Annotated in this window: 22 protein-coding genes, 2 tRNA genes and 1 other RNA gene; 11 read left to right on the top strand and 14 right to left on the bottom strand. The window is 62.5% G+C overall.

All coding sequences use genetic code 11. From position 1 onward, the window contains the following. Positions 1-3 precede the first annotated feature (3 nt). Positions 4-741 carry a zinc ribbon domain-containing protein gene (locus tag QRM57_RS05410; RefSeq protein ID WP_235522095.1) on the top strand — a complete coding sequence of 246 codons (738 nt, stop codon included), beginning with the start codon at positions 4-6 and terminating at the stop codon, positions 739-741. 12 nt (positions 742-753) lie between these two features. On the opposite strand, the gene QRM57_RS05405 is transcribed toward QRM57_RS05410, so the two are convergent. After that, positions 754-1,533, bottom strand: coding sequence for a YaaA family protein (locus QRM57_RS05405; protein ID WP_257367903.1), 780 nt, complete (start codon positions 1,531-1,533; stop codon positions 754-756). Positions 1,534-1,590: 57 nt separating this feature from the next. On the opposite strand from QRM57_RS05405, the gene rnpB reads away from it, so the two are divergent. The 4 genes from rnpB to QRM57_RS05385 all read left to right on the top strand — a co-directional run bounded on the left by rnpB (position 1,591) and on the right by QRM57_RS05385 (position 4,935). Continuing rightward, positions 1,591-1,981, top strand: an RNA gene (rnpB, locus tag QRM57_RS05400) — RNase P RNA component class A. 263 nt (positions 1,982-2,244) lie between these two features. Next, entirely contained in the window at positions 2,245-3,732 is a 1,488-nt protein-coding gene (locus tag QRM57_RS05395; RefSeq protein ID WP_257367904.1) for a glyceraldehyde-3-phosphate dehydrogenase, read from the top strand. Positions 3,733-3,805: 73 nt separating this feature from the next. Then, positions 3,806-4,015: a hypothetical protein gene (locus QRM57_RS05390; protein ID WP_284985836.1), complete on the top strand. Its 210-nt coding sequence runs from the start codon at positions 3,806-3,808 to the stop codon at positions 4,013-4,015. Positions 4,016-4,134: 119 nt separating this feature from the next. Continuing rightward, positions 4,135-4,935 (top strand): HNH endonuclease family protein, encoded by an 801-nt coding sequence (locus QRM57_RS05385; protein WP_257367905.1) that lies wholly within the window; start codon positions 4,135-4,137, stop codon positions 4,933-4,935. On the opposite strand, the gene QRM57_RS05380 is transcribed toward QRM57_RS05385, so the two are convergent. From QRM57_RS05380 to orn, 4 genes are all read right to left on the bottom strand, one after another. After that, entirely contained in the window at positions 4,920-5,747 is an 828-nt protein-coding gene (locus QRM57_RS05380) for an acyltransferase domain-containing protein (protein ID WP_284985835.1), read from the bottom strand. The two genes, QRM57_RS05385 and QRM57_RS05380, sit on opposite strands and share 16 nt — an antisense overlap. Before the next feature lie 4 nt (positions 5,748-5,751). Then, complete coding sequence (gene def, locus QRM57_RS05375) at positions 5,752-6,324, bottom strand: peptide deformylase (RefSeq protein ID WP_257367907.1); 573 nt, start codon at positions 6,322-6,324, stop codon at positions 5,752-5,754. Positions 6,325-6,450: 126 nt separating this feature from the next. Beyond that, positions 6,451-6,526 (bottom strand) — tRNA-His (locus tag QRM57_RS05370). Between the two features lie 132 nt (positions 6,527-6,658). Further along, the gene (gene orn, locus QRM57_RS05365; RefSeq protein WP_257367908.1) at positions 6,659-7,294 is read right to left on the bottom strand and encodes an oligoribonuclease; all 636 of its coding nucleotides are present in this window, start codon (positions 7,292-7,294) and stop codon (positions 6,659-6,661) included. A gap of 147 nt (positions 7,295-7,441) precedes the next feature. Between orn and mptB the strand changes: the two genes are divergently transcribed. Beyond that, positions 7,442-8,998, top strand: coding sequence for a polyprenol phosphomannose-dependent alpha 1,6 mannosyltransferase MptB (gene mptB / locus QRM57_RS05360; RefSeq protein WP_284985834.1), 1,557 nt, complete (start codon positions 7,442-7,444; stop codon positions 8,996-8,998). Between the two features lie 15 nt (positions 8,999-9,013). Here the strand turns inward: mptB and QRM57_RS05355 are convergent, their stop codons facing one another. The 3 genes from QRM57_RS05355 to QRM57_RS05345 all read right to left on the bottom strand — a co-directional run bounded on the left by QRM57_RS05355 (position 9,014) and on the right by QRM57_RS05345 (position 10,644). Then, a complete protein-coding gene (locus tag QRM57_RS05355; RefSeq protein ID WP_284985833.1) occupies positions 9,014-9,700 on the bottom strand; it encodes a DNA alkylation repair protein in 687 nt (228 codons plus the stop codon). Beyond that, complete coding sequence (locus QRM57_RS05350) at positions 9,697-10,029, bottom strand: hypothetical protein (protein WP_284985832.1); 333 nt, start codon at positions 10,027-10,029, stop codon at positions 9,697-9,699. Before QRM57_RS05350 ends, QRM57_RS05355 begins: the two co-directional genes overlap by 4 nt. A gap of 63 nt (positions 10,030-10,092) precedes the next feature. Beyond that, the gene (locus QRM57_RS05345; RefSeq protein ID WP_284985831.1) at positions 10,093-10,644 is read right to left on the bottom strand and encodes a single-stranded DNA-binding protein; all 552 of its coding nucleotides are present in this window, start codon (positions 10,642-10,644) and stop codon (positions 10,093-10,095) included. 218 nt (positions 10,645-10,862) lie between these two features. Here QRM57_RS05345 and QRM57_RS05340 point away from each other — a divergent pair. Continuing rightward, a tRNA-Arg gene (locus tag QRM57_RS05340) sits at positions 10,863-10,938 on the top strand. Positions 10,939-10,985: 47 nt separating this feature from the next. On the opposite strand, the gene QRM57_RS05335 is transcribed toward QRM57_RS05340, so the two are convergent. Further along, complete coding sequence (locus tag QRM57_RS05335) at positions 10,986-11,417, bottom strand: SRPBCC family protein (protein ID WP_284985830.1); 432 nt, start codon at positions 11,415-11,417, stop codon at positions 10,986-10,988. A 146-nt stretch (positions 11,418-11,563) separates the two neighbouring features. Here QRM57_RS05335 and QRM57_RS05330 point away from each other — a divergent pair, with 146 nt between their 5' ends. Together QRM57_RS05330 and ettA are read left to right on the top strand one after the other, a co-directional pair. Further along, a complete protein-coding gene (locus tag QRM57_RS05330) occupies positions 11,564-11,989 on the top strand; it encodes a DUF6993 domain-containing protein (RefSeq protein ID WP_284985829.1) in 426 nt (141 codons plus the stop codon). A 55-nt stretch (positions 11,990-12,044) separates the two neighbouring features. After that, complete coding sequence (gene ettA, locus QRM57_RS05325; protein WP_235522107.1) at positions 12,045-13,727, top strand: energy-dependent translational throttle protein EttA; 1,683 nt, start codon at positions 12,045-12,047, stop codon at positions 13,725-13,727. Positions 13,728-13,826: 99 nt separating this feature from the next. Here ettA and QRM57_RS05320 read toward each other — a convergent pair whose 3' ends face one another. Beyond that, positions 13,827-14,732, bottom strand: coding sequence for an acyl-CoA thioesterase (locus tag QRM57_RS05320; protein ID WP_284985828.1), 906 nt, complete (start codon positions 14,730-14,732; stop codon positions 13,827-13,829). Between the two features lie 63 nt (positions 14,733-14,795). On the opposite strand from QRM57_RS05320, the gene QRM57_RS05315 reads away from it, so the two are divergent. Further along, the gene (locus QRM57_RS05315; protein ID WP_284985827.1) at positions 14,796-15,467 is read left to right on the top strand and encodes a DUF8185 domain-containing protein; all 672 of its coding nucleotides are present in this window, start codon (positions 14,796-14,798) and stop codon (positions 15,465-15,467) included. Between the two features lie 3 nt (positions 15,468-15,470). Here the strand turns inward: QRM57_RS05315 and QRM57_RS05310 are convergent, their stop codons facing one another. Further along, positions 15,471-15,953, bottom strand: a complete 483-nt coding sequence (locus tag QRM57_RS05310; protein ID WP_284985826.1) for a globin — start codon at positions 15,951-15,953, stop codon at positions 15,471-15,473. Continuing rightward, positions 15,946-16,644 (bottom strand): mechanosensitive ion channel family protein, encoded by a 699-nt coding sequence (locus QRM57_RS05305; RefSeq protein ID WP_284985825.1) that lies wholly within the window; start codon positions 16,642-16,644, stop codon positions 15,946-15,948. Before QRM57_RS05305 ends, QRM57_RS05310 begins: the two co-directional genes overlap by 8 nt. Before the next feature lie 87 nt (positions 16,645-16,731). Here QRM57_RS05305 and QRM57_RS05300 point away from each other — a divergent pair, with 87 nt between their 5' ends. After that, on the top strand, positions 16,732-17,730 hold the full coding sequence (locus QRM57_RS05300; RefSeq protein WP_284985824.1) for an NAD-dependent epimerase/dehydratase family protein: 999 nt from the start codon (positions 16,732-16,734) through the stop codon (positions 17,728-17,730). Here the strand turns inward: QRM57_RS05300 and QRM57_RS05295 are convergent. Together QRM57_RS05295 and pepN are read right to left on the bottom strand one after the other, a co-directional pair. After that, positions 17,727-18,206, bottom strand: coding sequence for an OsmC family protein (locus QRM57_RS05295; protein ID WP_257367919.1), 480 nt, complete (start codon positions 18,204-18,206; stop codon positions 17,727-17,729). The two genes, QRM57_RS05300 and QRM57_RS05295, sit on opposite strands and share 4 nt — an antisense overlap. 58 nt (positions 18,207-18,264) lie before the next feature. After that, complete coding sequence (pepN, locus tag QRM57_RS05290) at positions 18,265-20,826, bottom strand: aminopeptidase N (RefSeq protein WP_284985823.1); 2,562 nt, start codon at positions 20,824-20,826, stop codon at positions 18,265-18,267. Positions 20,827-20,947: the final 121 nt, after the last annotated feature.

The following is a 20,947-nucleotide window of genomic DNA, read 5'->3' as shown; positions in this document are numbered from 1 at the left end:
AGCGTGGCGAAAGCAGCACCGGCAGAACAATACAAATTGCTTGAACTGCAGGGGCTCGATGCCAAGCTCAAGTCGTTGGCCGGCCGTCGCCGCGTCCTGGAGACGGATCCACGCATCACCGACCTCACCGACGCCCTGAACGTGGCCAACGGTGAACTGGGAGCGGCCAAGGTCGCCGTGCACGATGCCGAGGCGGAATTGCGTCGGGCCGAGGCTGATGTTGAACAGGTGGCTACGCGCATCGAACGCGACGAAGCCAGGCTCAACAGCGGTACGGGCCTGTCCAAGGACCTGGTGGCGCTTCAGAGCGACATTGCCTCGCTGAACAAGCGCCGCTCCGACCTTGAGGACGTCGAGCTGGAGATCCTTGAGCGCTTGGACACCCTTCGCGAACGCCAGACCGCCCAGCAGGCGATCGTTGATGACATTCAAGGTTCCTTTGGCAGCATCCGCGCGGAGCTCGATGAGGCCATAGCCGAAATTGCCGCCGAAGAGACCGTCGTTCGTGGACAGCGGGCCGCTTTTGCAGAGTCCCTGGACGCCGGGCTCCTGGCAATCTACGAGAAGACCATTGCCAAGCGGGGAGTGGGCGCCGCTCGGTTGTTCCATGGCAAATCCGAAGGGTCCGGCATGATGCTCAGCCCGGGGGACCTCGCGGAAGTCAAGGCTGCTGCAGAGGACGACATTGTCTTCTGCCCGGACTCGGGAGTAATCCTGGTCCGTTCGGCAGAGTGGAACTAGGCCGGACCGACCCTAGTTGGGCCCAACCCGGCCAGCCAGGATGATGTTGAGTGCGTGCGGCTTGCGGGCCGTGCCCTCCACCAATTCCGTGATCCACATTTCGCTGGCTGCCTTGGCCAGTTGTGCCGGCGTGGCCGGCGCCTTGCCGCGCCGTGTCAGAAGGTGCCGGGCCAGTTCACCCCGGGTGTGTTTGGCGAAGTGGCTGACCACCGTCCGTTTGCCGTTTGCCTCACTGAAAACGTTGACGTTTACTGTCTGGGCGGCGGGGGGAGCCCAGGCAGCCGCGTAGGTGCTCGACCGGCAATCCACCACCAGTTCGCCTTCAGCCCGTTTGGCGAGGACGGCGTTAAGCTGCGGCTTCCAGTAGGAGGCGAGGCGTCCGACGTCGGGCAGTGCAGTTCCCATGGACAGCCGATAGGCGGGCACTTGGTCCCCAAAACCGATGGCGCCCCACAATGCGGAGATCACCAGGATGGATTCGGTGGCTTTTCGCCGTTGGGTTGCGGTCATGCTCTTATAGCCCAAGGCGTCGTAAAGGACGCCGGAATACACCTGGTGCGCCGGGGCAGCCGGTTCGGCATGAAGCCGGGTATTACGTTCGACGTCGTCGCGCAAGGAAGCGCCGACGCCCAGCAGCGCAAGGGCATCCTCATGCGCGCTCACCGTCCCCAATGACTCAAGAACCGTGGCGCGGTACTGGTTCAGCTCGGGAAAACTCAGCGACTCCCAATTGATCGCGGGACCTTTGGTGGCAGGGGTCTTGCCTTCGGAAGGCGGAAGCAGAATCAGCACCAGTCGATATTACGCCGGACTTTCCAAGCTCCCGACGCCGGTAGACTTGATGGCGGATGGGTCGACCAGGCGGTCGCGCGTCACGAAAGTGGCTCGAGGAACGTCCGGGCTCCGCAGGGCAGGGTGGTGGGTAACGCCCACTCGGGGTAACCCGCAGGCCAGTGCCACAGAGAACAGACCGCCTGCGCCCGGTGATGCTTGCATCATGGGGCAGCAGGTAAGGGTGAAACGGTGGTGTAAGAGACCACCAGCTCCCTGGGTGACCGGGGAGGCTAGGTAAACCCCACCCGGAGCAAGGCCAGACAGGACACGTTTGAGGGCTGCCCGCCCGAGTGTCCGGGTAGGCTGCTGGAGGGCGTCGGCAACGGCGTTCGTAGATGGATGGCCGCTACTCACTTTCCGGTAACGGAAGTGATGACAGAACCCGGCGTATCGGTCGACCCATCCATTTATGACCAGCGCAAACACTGCGTGTGAGTGATTTCACGCCTCCGAAAGTCCTGCGCCCGGTCCTTCCGCCCTAGAATAGGTACTGAACGTAGATGTTCTGCCGCCGGGACTGCGTTCGCAGCCGGCGGATTTTCTTTGCTCTCGTTCAAGGCGCTGTGGGTGGACCGAAGCCCGCCGGCGCATGTGCCGCAGGACTACTCCGGGCGGCCGCTGCCATCTGCATACGAGGACGTATGTGGTTGACCCAAGGAAGGTAGTTCTGTGAGCCAGACGTCAGATTCTTGTCTTGATAAGTGGATGGGCCGGGAGGCTCTCGCCGAGGCCATGATTCCGGTGATCGGCCGGTTGTACCGGGAAAACAACGTGGTCACCAGCATCCACGGCCGGAGCTTGATCAACAAGTCCACCATGAACATCCTGAAGGCCCACCGCTTCGCGCGCCGGATGAGCAACCACGAGCTCCTGCTCGAAGAAACCGCACCCCTGCTCAACGCTTTGTCCGAGTTGGAGCTGGGCGCTGCTGCGATCGACATTGCGCGTCTGACGGAGAAGTACCGGGCTGAAGGCAATGGCGCCTCCCTGGACGAGTACTTGCGTGCGGAACTTGCCGACGTCGTTGGCAAGCGCGGCGCTGATGACCGCACCAGCACCGACGTCGTCCTTTACGGCTTCGGCCGGATCGGCCGCCTGCTGGCGCGCCTTCTCATCGAAAAGGCCGGTGGGGGCCACGGTCTCCGACTCCGTGCGATCGTTGTTCGCAAGGGCGCTGAGAACGACCTCGTCAAGCGCGCAAGCCTGCTGCGCCGCGATTCCGTCCACGGATCCTTCGAGGGCACCATCCGCGTGGACGAGGAAGCCAACACCATCACGGCCAACGGCGTCCAGGTCCAGGTGATCTACTCGGACAACCCCGCCACGGTGGACTACACCGCGTACGGCATCAAGGATGCCCTGGTCGTGGACAACACCGGCCGCTGGCGCGACGCCGAAGGCCTCTCCCAGCACCTGCAGAGCAAGGGCGTCGCCCGCGTACTGCTCACGGCTCCGGGCAAGGGCGAGCTCAAGAACATCGTCCACGGCATCAACCACCGGGACATTAACGACGACGACAAAATTGTCACCGCCGCATCCTGCACCACCAACGCCATCACCCCGGTGCTGAAGGCCATCAACGACAAGTTCGGCATCATCCACGGCCACGTGGAAACCGTCCACTCGTTCACGAACGACCAGAACCTGATCGATAACTTCCATAAGGGCGATCGCCGCGGACGCTCTGCTGCGCTGAACATGGTCATCACCGAAACCGGTGCTGCCAAGGCTGTGGCCAAGGCGCTGCCCGAACTGCAGGGCAAGCTCACAGGTAACGCCATCCGCGTTCCCACCCCGGACGTTTCCATGGCCATCCTCAACCTGAACCTTGAGAACGGCACGACGCGCGACGAGGTCAACGACTTCCTCCGTGAGATGTCCCTGCACTCGGACCTTCGCAAGCAGATCGACTACATCGACTCGCCCGACGTCGTTTCCACGGACTTCGTCGGCTCCCGCCGCGCCGGCATTGTTGATGGCCTTGCCACCATCTCGAACGACAAGAACCTGGTTCTCTACGTCTGGTACGACAACGAATTCGGCTACTCATGCCAGGTTGTCCGCGTCATGGAGGAAATGGCCGGAGTCAACCCGCCGTCATTCCCCGCCAAGGACGTGATTGCTCCCATCGCGTTGCTGGAAACGGCTGACGCTTAAGCAACCAAAACTATTTAGGGGTTTCCCGGCTGTGTCACTGGCCACAGCCGGGAAACCTGATCAAAATGGGCTCATGGACAACGAATCAACCCTTGAGCACGAGACCACTCTCGAACACGCGCTGGACGTTGCGCGGGCCAACCATAAGCAGGCCCAAAAACTCCTCGATCAGGCAGTCGCGGCCAATGCCGCCGGTGACGCCCCGGATCAGCGCGTCGAACAGCTGCGCGCATTGCTCGAAGTAGCAACCGAAGACCTTCAGCGCGTGATGCGGGAGCAATAGAGCCCCTCATCAGCGTCGTCACGGTGTGACTTCTCCTCCACACTGTGGATATTGCTCTGGCTGTCGGGGCCTTGTCCTACGCTCGTAGGACATTGCCTGCCCCCACTGGACGGAGTCCCTTGAGCATCACCTGGTCAGCCTACAAACGCGCCCGGCGCAGGTCGCGTCACGCCTGGGTCATTCTGGGTTTCGCAGCAACAGCACTGGTGGCGGGCTTGGCCTGGTTCTTCACCACCGGCCAGTTTGGCGTCGCCGATCCCTGGGCAGCGGGCCCCAGCGAGGCGCCCGTCTTCGACGCGACATTCATGAAACCGGTCAAGGGCGCAGCTCCCGTTGTTGCCGAAAGTGCAAGCACGGCCTTGGAGCGGCTTCCTGTGAAAGGCAGGGCACCGAAGTCTGACTATGACAGGGCAGCTTTCGGCCAGGCTTGGGCGGACGTGGACCACAATGGATGCGACACCAGGAACGACATCCTGCACAGGGATCTTACGGACGTTGAATTCACGGCCGGCTCCTCCTGCAAGGTTGCCGGGGGAGTCTTCGAGGAACCCTACACGGGTGCCCACGCGACGTTCCGAAGGGGTCAGGACACCAGCGCGGCTGTCCAGATCGACCACGTCGTGGCCCTGGCCGATGCCTGGCAGAAAGGTGCCCAGGAACTCACAGCACAGCAGCGGCAAACGTTGGCCAACGATCCCCTGAACCTCATCGCAGCTGATGGTCCGGCGAACGTCAAGAAAGGAGCCGGCGACGCCGCGACCTGGCTACCGGCTAACAAGAACTTCCGGTGCCACTACATAGCGCGTCAAATTTCGGTGAAGACTGCCTACAGGCTCTGGGTCACTGCGGCCGAAAAGGACGCGATGAAGCGGGTACTCTCCGGATGCCCTGAGCAACCAACCATCTACAACGCCAGGTGACCATGCCCCAGTTGCCAGGTGCCGCCGTCGTCGATCCTTTCCAGCACGACGCGCTGGAGTGACGTTTCGCGGGGAAGCTTGTCCAGGTCCTGCAGGCCACGCTGGCGGAACGTAAAGTACACGGCGTCCGTGGGTGCATCCGTGCAGCGGTCCAGCGTGAAACGCCGTGCGAAGGAAGCTATGTTGCTGTCCGGAAGCCGCTCTAACAGGTAGGGATCAAGCATCCACGAGTCACACGTGGCAGTGTCGGCCGGTTTGTCCGGAAAATACCGGGGGAAAAAGCCCCGGGCCTCGGTGAAACTGGCGTCAACCAGGGCGGGGGACAGGCCCCCGTCTTCAGGAATGTGAACGCCAAGCTCCCACCCGGAACCATGCTGTTGTTCTGCGACATCGGAATTCCTGACCAAGTGGAATTGCAGACGTCCCAAGCGGAACAGGTTTCCGGCCATGTGGAGCGTCAGCCAACTCCAGGTATCCAGCCCAAAGCGGCCGTGGACCCGCCGGTTAATGCGCAGTTGCAACCCTACGTCACCCAAAGATGCAGCCGACACCGCAGGACTGATCCCAAGACCCACGTGGTAGCTGTGAACCGTCGGGGCGAAACGAAGCAAGGCCTCGATCCAGTTCGTCTCGCTACTGTCGATTGCCTGGATGCTGTCCCGGGGAAAGGTTCCCAGACGCTCCTGCAGGGAGTTGATGGCCCGTAGGACGGCTGCGCTGGGTGGCGTCGCCAAAAGGGCGGCACATTCTGCGGCGTCGTCGTCGGAGATGTCCAGGAGCTCGAAGAGTTCTGTTGTGGAACTGGTGGCCATGGATTTAGTGTCCAAAAGGATCGGGGTCCACGCCGGGCATCCAGGTCAGGCCAGGAACACCCCAACCGTTCTTCTTGGCCTGCTTCATGGCCTTTTTGGAGTACCGGTCAATCAAGCGGTTCACGTACAGTTTTCCGTCGAGGTGGTCGAACTCGTGTTGCAGGATCCGGGCGAACCAGCCCGTAGCCTCGAAGTCTACCGGCTTGCCATCGCCGTCGAAGCCCTGGACGCGGGTCCATTCGGCACGCTGCAAGGGATAGTACTCGCCCGGGAAGGACAGGCAACCTTCGACGTGTTCGTCGGGGTCCGGTGCCGCGCCGGAGACTTTGGAGAGCGTCAGTACCGGATTGACCACGACGCCCTGTTCAGGCACGTCGTCGTCGTTGGCGTACTTGTAGACGAAGATGCGCTTACCTACGCCGATCTGGGGCGCCGCCAGGCCGACTCCGTTAGCTGCGTCGTTCGTTTCGAACATGTCCGCTATCAATGCACGAAGTTCGTCGTCGAATACCTCGACTTCGCTTGCCCGGCGGTGCAGGACAGGTTCGCCCCAGATGGTGACTGGCAGGACGGTCATGTCAGATCTTCCTTCGTTGACGCTGTGATCCCGAGGCGGAGTCGGCCCTGGATCTGGTTAAAGACAAAAGCCGCACCGGATAACCGGTACGGCCTTTGTGGAAACCGGCTCTTCAGCCAATCTCGGTGGGGTGAGCTACGGGGGTTGAACCCGCGACCTCCTGGACCACAACCAGGCGCTCTGCCAACTGAGCTAAGCCCACCATGTGCCTTCTTCGGCTAGTCCGTTTGACCGGCTTTCCTCGAAGGCAACGACAAATAGCTTACCTGCTGTTTTGGGGTGCAAAGTCCACTTTTGCCGGTTTTGGCGAAAAAACCTCTAAAAATGTTGCAGATCACACCGATTCGCTGGTTCCCAGTGTTTCGGCCGAAGCCATCACATCCTTGGAAATCCGCTGCGCGGTGGCAGTGTCCGGCCCGGGCGCGGCGACGAAAACGGCTTCGCGGTAGTAACGCAGTTCGTCGATGGAGTCCTTGATGTCACCCAAGGCGCGGTGGCCGCCGTGCTTTGCCGGCGACTGGAAGTACGCACGTGGGAACCATCGCCTGGAGAGTTCCTTGATGGTGCTGACATCAATTACCCGGTAGTGCAGGTGCTCCACGATGTTCGGCATGTCACGGGCCAGGAACATCCGATCGGTTCCCACCGAGTTGCCACCCAGCGGCGCCTTCCTGGGATCCGGTACCCACTTCTCGATGTATTCCAGGACCTCAGCTTCGGCTTCTGCCATGGTCTTACCGTGTGGGAGCTCCTCCAGGAGCTTGGAGCGGGTGTGCATGTCCCGTACGAAGTCGTTCATTTGTTCGAGTGCGGCATCGTCGGGCTTGATTACGACGTCCACGCCGTCCCCGAGGATATTCAGCTCCGAATCGGTTACCAAGGCAGCAACCTCGATCAGGGCGTCGTTCTTCAGGTCCAAGCCGGTCATTTCGCAGTCGATCCAGACGATGCGTTCATTAGTAATAGGCACGCGCCAAGCCTATCCCTCAGTCGCATCCAAGTGCTCCGATGGTACGATTTTTGGGCGCGACAGTGTCGTTTCTTCCTGTCGTGGAATGCCCCCGATGACTCAGAATGTGACCCGAACACAGCGGGCGAAGGATTGGACGACAACCACATGACGGTGCCCGTACCCGCCGCGCAGCTGGCAGGGAAAGCAGACACGTCAAAAGCTGCTGTAGCCAGCGAAGTGGATAACGCCCGTTCGCCATTGATTGCCGGATTTATTGGTTCGATGTTCATGGTGTTCGGTTCGCTGGGAGTGGGTTGGCTTGCTCCGGCCTCCGAACTGAGGCGGCTACCACTCTTTATCTGGATGCGCACCGAAGGCGTGGGAGTTGCACTGTCCATCGTCCTGCTGGCCATCGGCGGAATGCTCCTGGTCCGCGCTTGGCTCCGTCTCGGGCAGCGAGTCAGGGTCTGGGGCATTGAGGCCCGGAAAGCTACGTTGCAGGCCGTGGTGGCGTGGGGGCTCCCCATGATGTTCACCGTTCCCCTCTTCAGCAGGGACGTCTATGCATATATAGGGCAAGGCCGGTTGATGGTTGAAGGCATCAACCCTTACGAAAACGGAATATCGGCCCTGCCTAACTATTTCCAGCTGGGTGCGGACAAACAGTGGACAGAGGCACCAGTGCCCTACGGCCAAGTGTTCCTATGGATTGAACAGTTTGTCGTGTGGGCCACCAACGTCCATCCGGAAGCAAGCGTCATGCTCTTCCGCCTGGTCGCCGCGGTGGGGGTTGTCCTGTGCATTGTCTATGTCCCGAAGCTGGCGGAACTTCACGGCGTCAACCCGCATCGGGCACTCTGGCTGACGGCCGCCAACCCGCTCTTCCTGACCAACTTCATTGCCAGCGTCCACAATGACGCGCTGATGATCGGTCTTGCCCTCGCGGGCCTGTACTACTGCGCAACCCGCCGTGTCATCCTCGGCATTGTCTTGGTCACCCTCTCCATCTCCGTTAAGCCAATAACCGTGGTCTTCCTGCCCTTCATCGGGCTTCTGTGGGCCGGCAAGGGTGCTTCGTGGCCCCGCAAGTTCGTGTTCTGGTTCTTCACGGCCGCCCTGAGCCTGGGACTCCTCTACGCGCTGAGCCTGGTTAACGGTTACGGATTTGGTTGGATCAACGGTTTGTCAGCGCCTGGGAGCGTAGCGATCTGGTACGCGCCCGTGGGCCTGATCGGCTTGGCTGTCGGCTCGATCGCCAACGTTTTGGGGCTGGACGGCGCAGTGTTTGCCAAGGGGGTCTATGACGCAGGGAAAGTCCTGATGGTTGCCGCTGTCGCATGGCTGATCTTCCGGGGCGACTACGACCGAATCATGCGGCGCCTCACGCTGGCGTTTGCCGCCATTGTGCTGCTGGCGCCGATGATTCAGTCCTGGTACGTCGTGTGGTTGATTCCGTTGTTTGCAGTGACGGGCATCCGGAACGATTGGCAGGTCAAAGCCCTGTACTTCGTGGTGTCGTTCTTCATGGTTTACGCCATCTCGGACCAATTGGATGTGTTCCCGTACCTCCAAAGCGAAGACCTGGGCCTGGCCCTGCTGCTGGCCCGCATCGCCGCGGCCGTCATCGCAATCTTCTTTGCGATCTATCTGATTTTCATGGACCCCAAAACCAAGGGCCTGTTCCGCAACAAGGACCAGGCTTTCCTGCGTCCCATCATCTGAAGTCCCGTAAAGAAATCACGGGAACGGCAGGAGGCGTAGTGCCTCCCGGATGGACAGTGGGCTAAGGACCGAGGCGTTGTCGGAGGTGAAGGCCCGCACCCATTCCGGATCCGTCTTGCTGTACTCGCGCAGGGCCCAACCAATCGCCTTACGGATGAAGAACTCCCCATCAGTCATATTGGCCCGGATAACAGCAGCCAGCAGGCCGGTCTCGGTCCCTTCCTTCGCTGCAAGCTGAGACGTGATTGCGGCCCTTCTGATCCACATGTCGTGATCCACGGCCCAGCGGAGCAACAGCGGTTTCATCGTGCCGGGGTAGGCAATGAGGAGTGCGCAGATCCGGTGTGCCACCCCGTCCACGAAGTCCCACCACGCACCTGTACGGATAATTTCCTCGTAGACGGGCAACATGTCGAGGTCGGCCTTCGCCATTTTCAGGCCTGTCAGGTCAATCGCGGCATAGCGCTCCTCCCGCGCTTCCGCCTGACGCCACAGTTCATACACGGCGGCCCGCAGTTCGTCCGGCGATTTCGGAGGGAACTCCCGCACAGCTGCTTTCACGATTTTGCGTACTTCGGGAACCCGCACACCCCAGGAAGGCATGTCGGACTTCATGTAGGCCTGTGCTCCCCGCGCCCTCTCGGGGTCCGCGGCGGAACGAATGCTTGAACGGATCGACTGGACCAGGTCCCTGGTGGTCATCGCCCAACCTCAGCACCTGTCATGGTCCCTGCGAGGCAACGCATGACAGCGCGACCCGGTGAGGGCCTGGACACGATGCTGAACCCGGCTGCTCCGAAAAGTGAGATGCCATCAAACGCAAGCACGCCCGGCGCAGGACCCGCACTGAACGCAGTCTTCAGCTGTTCCTTGCGGGCATGCGGTGCGGTGGTCTTCCAGTCCGTGCCGGAGAGGGAGAACCACCGGCACCAGCACCGGGAGGCTTCCCCCTTGATTCCGAACAACTCCTCGACAGCTGCCCAGGAGGCGGGAGCGGTCACGACTCCCGGGGCTGCATCGTACTGTGGCATGGACCCAGAATAGGCGCTACGTGCAGGGCTGGTCCCGCAGGTCCGGGAACACGTGGAGCAGAATCACACTCCGGCCCCCGCCAGTTCACCGGTTTCAATGTTGACCAACATCGTGTCGTCATCGTCCGAGGCACCTACAGCGACTTCTTCTGTGTCGTCTTCCGGGGGTACTTGGTCATGATCGGCATCCCAGTCGCTGTTTCGCTCCGGTATACCGGAGGCCTCAATGGACGGAGGAGTTTCGGCGGGGGCTGTGCTGCCGTTCATGCGGGTGAAGTTGGCGGAGCCCCACATGAGGTCGTGTCCGACTGACTCAGCGTCGATTTCGGCCACGTGGTAAACGCGACCTTCGTGTTCCCACTGACGCAAACGGAGGCGTCCAACGACGAGGACCCGTTGCCCCTTCTTGACGCTGCATCCCACATGTCCGGCAAGGTAGCGGAATGACTGAACCGTGTACCAGTTGGTGTTGCCGTCAACCCACGTGTTGGTGGCGCGATCGTAGCGGCGCTCCGTGGATCCCAAGCGGAATGAAGCGGTGGAAGTTCCCCGCGCTGTGGTGGAACTTTTGACTTCCGAGGCTACGAAGCCGCGGACGGTGATGATGTCGTTCATGGGTGGTCCTTCTCGATGTAGGGAAGTGCCTGTCCGGCTCTTTCAGCCTTGTCCACGGCGGAGTGTACAGGTAGGGCGCATCGAAGCTATGTGCATAACTTGGTGCTGCAAGGCCTGTGGAGGGAAGGAGTGCTGCACGGGGTTGTCGGGTTGCCAGCCGAACGCACTGTAAACTCTTTGTGGCGCCAGCGGCCTATGCCGTTTCACGTGCCATGTGCGCCCCAGTAGCTCAGGGGATAGAGCAGCGGCCTTCTAATCCGCCGGTCGGGGGTTCGATTCCCTCCTGGGGCACCAACGGCATCCCCCTTGGACATGATTCAAGGGGGATGCCCGCTTAACCCCTAGGACTCCAGGAATTCCTTGAGATTCCGAAGCACCACTTGCCAGGTCTCCGTTGATTGGGTCGTTTCCTGGTCAGACGAATTGTTGCCTTGCCTGATGGTTACGCGGGTCCCACCGGCTTCCTCGGCAAGGCTGTATTCCACGGTGTGATAATTCTCTTCGGTGTCAGGCAGCCCCGAGGCCGGGCTGTAATGGGTGGTCTTCAGCCGTGCCGGGGGTTCGAATGCGAGGATCGTTCCCTTGTCCTCATAGGACTTGCCGTTGTATTCGCCGGAGTAGGTAATCGGATCGCCGACGCGCCACGTGGTCTCGACGTTCGTACCGAGGAAATACTGCTTGATGAGCGCAGGATCGGTGAGCGCTTCCCACACCTTCTGGCGGTTCGCCGGGATGCTGGCAGTCGCCACAGCATCCGGGGATTGTCCGGTCATGGTTGATTCCTTGTCTCCGTTGCCACGAGTCAATGCTCCTTGTTGGACAAGCTACGCCCGTCCGATCCCCCTGTGAATGGCACAATAGCTACGTGATCAGCAGTCGAACAGCATCGGAGCAGGGCGGGCCGGCCAGAGGGGTCCGTGTGGCCGCATTGTCAGTGCTCGCCGTGACCGCGTTGGCGCTGGCGGCCTGCACAGGTACCTCATTGCCCGCCAGTAGCCCTTCAAGCGCCCCGTCCTCTTTGGCTCCCGTGGCGACAGCCAACGTGGACCCAGCGGTGGAAGACACCAGGCTCGCGGTGGAGGGCACCTTGAAGAAGCTGGTCACAGCCAACGCCAAGCCGGACAGGGAAGCCGTAAGGGCGGCGCTGGTTTCCGCGGGCATTCCCGCGGCGAACGTGGAAGTATCTGTCAGTCGCACGCCCACCGGCTTGGATGTCGACGCCATGGAGGCGGCCGCTCTGACCGGGGAAAACTGTGTCATGGGCCAGATCCGCGATGGGGGAGTGGTGGTCACGGTGCTGCCCGTCCTCGCCACAGGAAAGTGCTTCGTGGGGGACACGCGGTAGGTGTACGGGGCACCCGAATGTGAGTTAAGTACGCCGAGCCACTAGATTTAAGGTTATGGCGGAATTCATTTACACGATGACCAAGGCTCGCAAGGCCGTTGGCGACAAACTTATTCTGGACGATGTCAGCATGTCGTTCTACCCCGGCGCGAAGATCGGCGTCGTGGGCCCGAACGGTGCTGGTAAGTCCACCATCCTCAAGATCATGGCTGGACTGGACACGCCGTCGAACGGCGAAGCCCGCCTGAGCCCCGGTTACACCGTGGGAATCCTCCTGCAGGAACCGCCGCTGAACGAGGAAAAGACCGTCCTGGGCAACGTCCAGGAAGGCGTTGGCGAAATCTACGCCAAGATCCAGCGGTTCAACGAAATTTCCGAAGAGATGGCAAATCCGGATGCGGATTACGACACCCTCCTGGATGAGATGGGCAAGCTCCAGGAAGCCATCGATGCTGCCGACGCATGGGACATCGACTCCCAGCTCGAGCAGGCCATGGACGCACTGCGTTGCCCGCCTGCAGATGCCGACGTCACTGTCCTCTCCGGTGGTGAGCGCCGCCGCGTAGCGCTCTGCAAGCTCCTCCTCCAGAAGCCGGACCTCCTGCTCCTGGATGAGCCCACCAACCACTTGGACGCAGAGAGCGTCCTGTGGCTTGAACAGCACCTGTCCCAGTACCCCGGTGCCGTACTGGCCGTCACCCACGACCGCTACTTCCTTGACCACGTAGCTGAGTGGATCGCCGAGGTTGACCGCGGTCACCTGTACCCCTACGAAGGCAACTACTCCACGTACCTGGAGAAGAAGAAAGCCCGTTTGGAGGTCCAGGGCAAGAAGGACGCCAAGCTCTCCAAGCGCCTGAGCGAGGAACTTGAGTGGGTCCGGTCCAACGCCAAGGGCCGCCAGACCAAGTCGAAGGCCCGTCTGGCCCGCTACGAGGAAATGGCCGCCGAGGCGGAGCGCACCCGCAAGCTGGACTTCGAAGAAATTCAGATCCCGCCGGGACCCCGCCTTGGTTCTTTGGTGATTGAAGCCAATAAGCTGAAGAAGGGCTTCGATGACCGCGTTCTGATCGAGGACCTCTCCTTCTCGTTGCCCCGCAACGGCATCGTCGGTGTGATCGGACCCAACGGTGTTGGTAAGTCCACGCTGTTCAAGACGATTGTGGGCATGGAGCCGCTGGACGATGGCGATCTGAAGATCGGCGAGTCCGTGAAGATCTCCTACGTGGACCAGTCCCGTGGTGGCATCGACCCCAACAAGACCCTGTGGGAGGTCGTGTCGGAAGGCAACGACTTCATCCAGGTCGGCCAGGTCGAAATGCCCTCGCGTGCCTATGTTTCGGCCTTTGGATTCAAGGGTCCGGATCAGCAAAAGAAGGCCGGTGTTCTCTCCGGTGGTGAGCGCAACCGACTCAACCTGGCGCTGACGCTCAAGCAGGGCGGCAACCTGCTGCTCCTCGATGAGCCCACCAACGACCTCGACGTCGAAACGTTGAGCAGCCTCGAAAACGCGCTCCTCGAGTTCCCGGGCTGCGCAGTGGTGGTCTCGCACGATCGCTGGTTCCTGGACCGGGTGGCAACGCACATCCTGGCCTACGAAGGCGATGACGAGAACCCCTCGAAGTGGTACTGGTTCGAAGGCAACTTCGACGCCTACGAGGAAAACAAGGTGGAGCGCCTGGGCCCGGATGCGGCTAAGCCGCACCGCGTAACCCACCGCCGCCTGACGCGCGACTAGAGCTGACGCGCGACTAGAGCTCACACGCGACTAAAACTGAAACACGAAGAGGCCGGTCCCCAAACGGGGCCGGCCTCTTCGGCTTAAGGCAACGGCGGTCTACGGAATCCGCACCATGCCCTCCTGCGCAACAGTGGCGACATGGACGCCGTCGAGGTTGAAAATGCGGCCCGTCGCAAGTCCCCGGGCACCTTGGGCGCTGGGGGACTCCTGGACGTACAGCATCCACTCGTCCACCCGCACTGGCCGGTGCCACCACATGGCGTGGTCGAGGCTGGCCACGCTCATCCCTGGCGTCATCCATGAAAGGCCATGCTTGCGGAGGATGGGTTCGAGCAGCGTGTAGTCGCTCGCGAATGCCAGGGCCGCACGGTGCAGGTTGGCGTCATCCGGAAGGGGGCCGATGGTCTTCATCCACACCGCGTTGGTGGCCACATGCTCGCTCGGCGGAGAGACATAGAGGGCAGGGTCCACGTGCCGGACATCAAAGGGCCGTTCGGATGACATGTGCCGCGCCATCGGGTGGTCGAAGTGGGACAGCAGCTCAGCGGTGCTGGGCAGCGACTCGGGATCGGGGATACCCTCCGGCATGCTCGCCTGGTGGTCCACCCCGCTGTCTTCCACCTGGAACGAGGCGATCATCGACAGAATCGGAACGCCGTCCTGGTAGGCGTGCACACGGCGTGCGGAGAAGGAGCGGCCGTCGCGCAACCGCTCGACGCCGAAAGTTATGGGCTTGTTCGCGTCACCGGGCCGGAGGAAGTAGCCGTGCATGGAGTGGGCCACCCGGTCCTGCTCCACGGTCCGCATTCCTGCCATCATCGACTGGGCGAGGACCTGGCCGCCAAAAACACGGTGCCGGGGCTGCTTTTGGGACGGCCCGAGGAAGATGTCCTCGTTGGTCCGGGCTCCGTCAAAATCACCAAGGTCCAGCAGGCCGATCAGCACATCCATGGGGTCTTCTGCGGGTGCCTGCACGTCGAGGCCAGCGTTCGTCTCAGTCATGGTTCGACTTTAGACGCCGCCCCGACCCCTCTCAACCGGGGACATGCCGGTAGAGTCGATCATGTGACAGACGTCTTGACCCAGTCCTTCCGTTTCGCCGATCCCCGTGACCTCGCCGATCTTCGGACCTTCGTCACGCGGGCCAAGAGCATCGACGACGGCGCCATCCGCCTGCAGGCTTCGGGCAAGGTCCTCGCGGCCTATGTATGCGTGCTGCGGCCGCGCATCCTCGGCGAGTCCACCCCCACCATCCTGGGCCTGCGGACCATGGCCCTTGCGGAGCCGGCCCAGGCCGACGTAACGGTCACGCTTGCGTCCGTGATGGACCGTTTGGCCCGCTCAGGTGACGGGGACGTGGACCTGCCCATTCCGCCGTCGACCGTTTCGGAGTCCTGGGCCGGAGTCGGGGCACCGCGGGCCGGTTGGGAACCGCAAGGTTCAGTGTCCGACGCCGACCTCAGGTCCGCGGCCGAAGCCGGCATCGCGGAGGTGGCTGGCGTCATTCCGACCGCAGCGGGTGCCGCCGTCGTCAATACCGCCAGGGCTGCCGTTTGGGGACGTGGAATGCCTGGCGTGGAGGACTTACCGTCGGGCGCGGCTTTCGCCGCTTTCGCGTTGGGTTTCCTGGCCGATGGTGAGCAGCAGGTGTACCGAAACGGCCGCTGGTTCCGGTTGAGCGGGCCCCGCGGCCATGTACTGGTCCGTACCGGCGCGGGGCTCGGGCTCGGCTTCTGAGGTTCAGGCGTCGGGTCCGGCTGATGGGCTGTTGACCATGGTCAGCGCGGCGCGTTCCATGTAGTCCCACAACGTGCCTTCGTGCAGTGGCGAAAGTTCCAATGCGTCCACGGCGGTTCGCATGTGGAACAACCACCGGTCCTTCGCCTCGGGGGTGACCCGGAACGGCATGTGCCGCATCCGAAGCCGGGGGTGTCCACGTTCCTCGCCGTATGTGGTGGGCCCGCCCCAGTACTGTTCCAGGAACATGAGGAAGCGCCGCTTCGCAGGCCCGAGGTCTTCTTCGGGGTACATGGGACGCAGCAGCGGATCCGTGGCCACGCCGTCGTAAAAGACGTCAATAAGCTTGACGAACGTTTCATGCCCGCCGACGGCAGCGTAGAAGCTGTCCGTATAGGCGGGCTGGCTGAAGGGGTCGTTCTGCATCAGTTGGCGGCGGGGGCCGGCTTGTGGCGCTGGTGGCTGGCCACCGGAAATGCTACTCATTGGACTTCTCCTCGGCCTTCGTGGCGCGTGGTGCGCCGGCAGTCACGGGCGCAGCGGCAGCGCCGGGGCCATCGCTGGTAACAGGTGTTTCAAGCGGCACGTAGTCACCCTGCGAGCGGTTGCCGACCCGCAGGATTTCTCCGTTGCGCAGGTACCAGATGGCTCCGTCTTCGGCACGGACCCGGGTAATCCGCAATCCCACGGATTCAACGGTACCAACCACTTCGCTGGTAACGATCACGTCGCCAATACCGTATTGGTCTTCGATGGTGATGAAGATGCCCGCGAGGAAGTCACGGATCAGTTGCTGGGCGCCGAAACCGATGGCGACACCCAGGATGCCCACGCTGGTCAGGAGGGGCGCGACGTCCACGTTCATGTATTTCAGGACGTAGATGATGACAATCACCACAACAATGACGCTCACCAGGCTTGTCAGCAGCGTGCCGATGGTCTCGGCGCGTTGGGAACGCCGTTCGTGGTCCAGTGCACGTATGGCGGGTTGCACCCATTTGAAGTGCGCCTTCTTGAAGAAGGAGCTACCGGCAGACACCCGGCGCGTGATGCGCCCGATGATGAACCGCGCAACGATCCAGACTGCCAGCCCCACACCGATGGTGATGAGGATTGATACGAGGTCTATTTTCTCTGGTTCCAACGTGATGGTTTCCGCTAGGGGGATGGAGGTCAAGGTGCACTATCTCCTTGTCGTCGGCCCGTGTTCGCCGGGCGCGGAACACTCTGTCCACTGACAACCCTAGCGCCGTAGCGTGACGGTATGCGCATCCTGGTCCTTGGCGGCACCGCCTTCCTGTCCGCGGAAATCGCCCGGCAGGCTGTCGCCTCTGGGCACGATGTGACGTGCCTCGCCCGGGGTACTTCGGCTCAACCGCCCGACGGCGCCACCTGGGTCAGGGGCGACCGTGCCTTGGGTGCCGCGGCTTTCGCCGGTGTGGCAGGAAGCTGGGATTCCGTCGTCGAGGTGTCCCGTGATCCAGTGCAGGCCCGGGCGGCTTTGGAGGCGCTGGGCCCTGCCGCGAAGCACTGGACGTTCGTCTCAAGTTGCTCGGTGTACGCAGACCACTCGGTGCCGGGGGCCACGGAAGACGCGGCCCTGCTGGAACCACTGCCGGAGGGGCAGGCGGGAACGCCGGAAACCTATGGCGAGTCGAAGTCAGCGATCGAACAGCTGACGCGTGCCGTGCTGGGGGACAGGGCACACATCGTCCGGGCAGGGCTCATTGGCGGACCAGGGGATGGCACGGACCGCTACGGTTATTGGCCGGCACGATTCGCTGCCAGCCCTGGCACGGTGCTGGTCCCGGACGTTCCGGACGCAGCAACCCAGATCATCGATGTCCGGGATCTGGCTGCATGGATCCTTCAAGCCGCCGAACAGGGCCTGGCAGGAACCTATAACGCAGTGGGCGAGGTGGTGAGCTTCGCTGACTACATCTCCGAGTCCCGGCGGCTGGCCGGACCGGTCGCGGAGGACACCATCCGTCCCACCCAGGACTGGCTCATGGAGCAGGGCGTGGACTACTGGGCCGGACCGCATTCGTTGCCCTTGTGGCTTCCGCCGGACCACGAAGGCTTCCAGGCGCGCTCCAACAAAGCAGCCCGGGAGGCGGGTATGAGGCTCCGCCCGTGGCAGGAGACGCTCGCAGCCACGCTGGAGGATGAGCGGGGCCGTGGCTTGGACAGGGAGCGAAAAGCAGGCCTCAGCCGGGACGCCGAACGCAGGCTCGTGGCACTGTGGCGGGACCAGCAGCGTTAGGCGGCGGCCGCCGTCGTGATGGGTTCGTGGTGTACCGGGAAGTTGACGCTTCGGGCGATGAAGCACAGCTGGTTGGCTTCGTGGTGAAGCTGCGGGACCAAGGCGGCGTGAGCGGGGTCGGCGATGGTGACGTGCGGTTTCAGGGTCACGGCTTCGAACTGCCCGCTGCCGTCCCTGTTCATCTTCATGAGGCCTTCCGCGTTGTCTTCGTAGGCCGAGACCACCACGCCGTGTTTGACGGCCACATGCAGGAAAGACAACATGTGGCATTGCGAGAGCGCAGCCAGCAGGAGCTGTTCGGGGTTGTACCGGTTCCGGTCACCATGGAACGTGGGGTCTGCTGAGCCTTTCAGCGTGGGCAGCCCGGCAATCTCTACATCGTGATCCCGTGAGTAACTCCGGTAACCAGAGGTGCCTTCGCCTAGGTTCCCGGTCCAACGGACGGTCAGCGCGTAATGGTGCTCGTTCAGGCTCATGCGGACAGTCTAGCCACGCAAGCGCAACTGTCCGCATGAGCACTATATGAGGTGTTTTCTAGACGTCCGCTGCCCTTGCGCGCAGTGCCCGGACCACGCCGTCGCGGTTCTCCAGCATCATGCGGCGCAACGCGGCGCTTTCCTCCGGAAGCCCAGCGAGGAATTCATCCGTGCGGTCCACGGTGGCTTGCGCGGTGAGCTGCGCTGGGTAGAGGCCCACCACAATCTGCTGGGCCAGGGCGTGGGTGCGTTCCTTGACGATTCCGGGGACGGCTTCGAAGTATTTCTCGGCGAACGGCTCCAGCAAGGCGGTGTCGGGCACCCGCATGAAGCCAGCCACGGCGGACGCCTGGAGGGCATTGGAGAGCTCACCCTTGACCACAATCGAGTCCCAGGCCGCTTGCTTGGCCTCGGCGGTGGGGATGGCTGCCTTGGCTTGCGCCGCAGCGTTTTGGCCGTTCGAGGTGTTGTCCCGAGCCAGTTCAGCGTCGATGCGCTCCTGGCCCTGGCGGCCCCCGGCCACCAAGGCAGTCAGGAGCTCCCACCGCATATCCTGGTCGACTGCCAGGCCCTCGAGGGTTTCCGTCCCGTCCAGGAGGGCCTGGAGGCGGTCAAGCTGCCGATCGCTTCGCGCGAGCTGGGCGAAAGCCTTTGCGAACTGCAGCTGTGCGTCCGAGCCGGCCTCGACCGCGGATGCAAGTTCCCACAGCTTTTCGGCCGCCGCGGTGGTGGCCTCCAATTTGTGGTCTGCCGCCACGTAATAGGTCAGCGTGGTCGCGAGCTGGCGCAGCTGGACCAGTATTACTGACGAGTCAGTTTCGTCGGCAATGTTGGCCAGAATCAGGTCCGCGTAGCCGCGTGCCGGGGTTTCGCCGTCGCGGGCTGCGTCCCAGGCCGAGCCCCACACCAGGGTCCGGGGAAGGCTGGCAGCGAAGTCCTTCAGGTGTGCTTTGGCCGTCGCCAGGCTATCCGGATCCAGTCGGACCTTTGCGTAGGCAAGGTCGTCATCGTTGAGCAGGATCAAGTCAGGACGCGTCATGCCCACCAGGGCAGGAACTTCCGTGCGGGGGCCGTCCACGTCGAGTTCCTCGCGGTGCGTCCGTTCCAGCTTCCCGTTGGCCGAGAGGGTGTAGAAACCGACCGCCAGGCGGTGCGGGCGGAGGGTGGGCTGTTCCTCGATCGCGGTCTGCCGGATGGCGAAACCTGTAATGGTGCCGGCGGCATCGACCGTGAGTTCGGGGGAGAGGGTGTTCACGCCGGCTGTCTCGAGCCAGAGCTTGCCCCACTGGTCAAGATCGCGTCCCGACGCGGCTTCGAGTTCCACCATGAGGTCTGCGAGCTCGGTGTTCTTCCAGGCGTGCTTGGCAAAGTATGTGCGGACGCCGGCCATGAACTGCTCCGGACCAACCCAGGCCACCAATTGCCGGAGCACTGAGGCGCCCTTGGCGTAGGTGATGCCGTCGAAGTTGACCTCAACGTCCTCGAGGTTGTTGATTTCGGCGAAGATGGGGTGCGTTGTTGGCAGCTGGTCCTGCTTGTACGCCCAGGACTTCTCCACGGAGGCGAAGGTGGTCCAGGCGCGGTCGAATTCCGTGTTTTCCACCGCTGCCAAGTGGGACATGTACTCAGCGAAGGACTCGTTGAGCCAGAGGTCGTTCCACCAGCGCATGGTCACCAGGTCTCCGAACCACATGTGGGCCAGTTCGTGCAGCACCGTGATGGCACGCCGTTCAATCTGGGCGCCGGTGACTTTGCCGCGGAAGACGTAGCCCTCCAGGATGGTGACAGCGCCTGCGTTTTCCATGGCTCCGGCATTGAATTCGGGCACGAAGAGCTGGTCGTACTTCTCGAACGGGTACGGGCACCCGAACTGGGCCTCGAAGAATTCGAAACCCTGCCGCGTGAGTTCGAAGATGTTGTCCGCGTCGAGGTATTGCATGAGGGACTTCCGCGCGAACACCCCGAGCGGTATGACCCGGCCGTCGGAGCTGGTGACCTCGGAACGGACGGACTGGTACGGTCCTGCAATCAGGGCGGTCACATAGGAGGACAGCCGCGGCGTCGGGGCGAATTTCCAGACAGACCGTGCACCGCCGTCCTCTGCCGGTGCGGTTTCGGAAGGGACGGGCGTAGGGGAGTTTGAAATGACATCCCAGTGCGAAGGCGCCGTCACGGTGAAGGTGAAAGTGGCCTTCAGGTCCGGCTGTTCGAACACGGCGAACATGCGGCGCGAATCCGGGACTTCGAACTGTGTGTAGAGGTAGGCCTCGCCGTCTACGGGGTCGACGAAGCGGTGGAGGCCCTCGCCGGTGTTCATGTAGGGGGCATCCGCAACGACCGTGAGTTCGTTCTCAGCCGCGAGTCCGGGGAGCTGGATGCGGACCCCGTCGGCGACCTCCGCGGGGTCCAGTTCCGTGCCGTTGAGGGTCACGCTGTGGACGGTGTGCGTGATGGCGTCGATGAACGTCGAGGATCCGGGGCGCGCCGAGAACCTGACAACCGTGGTGGAGCCAAAGACCTCCGGGCCTTTGGTCAGATCCAAGGTGACGTCATACGACTCGACGTTGAGCAGTTCGGCGCGGGCGGCCGCTTCATCGCGGGTGAGGTTCAGGCCTGGCAAAGTGGTGCCTCCGGGAAGGTGGGGTGACCGACCGGTAGGCCCGGTCGCTGGTGTGAAGCCATTCTTTCACTCCCTGACCGTAAGGCAAGGAGCTCCCACCATAGTGTCGTCCTGACGGAGT

This window comes from Arthrobacter sp. fls2-241-R2A-172 (assembly GCF_030208885.1).
Lineage (GTDB): Bacteria > Actinomycetota > Actinomycetes > Actinomycetales > Micrococcaceae > Arthrobacter.
This window is presented reverse-complemented; position numbering and strand designations above follow the sequence as displayed.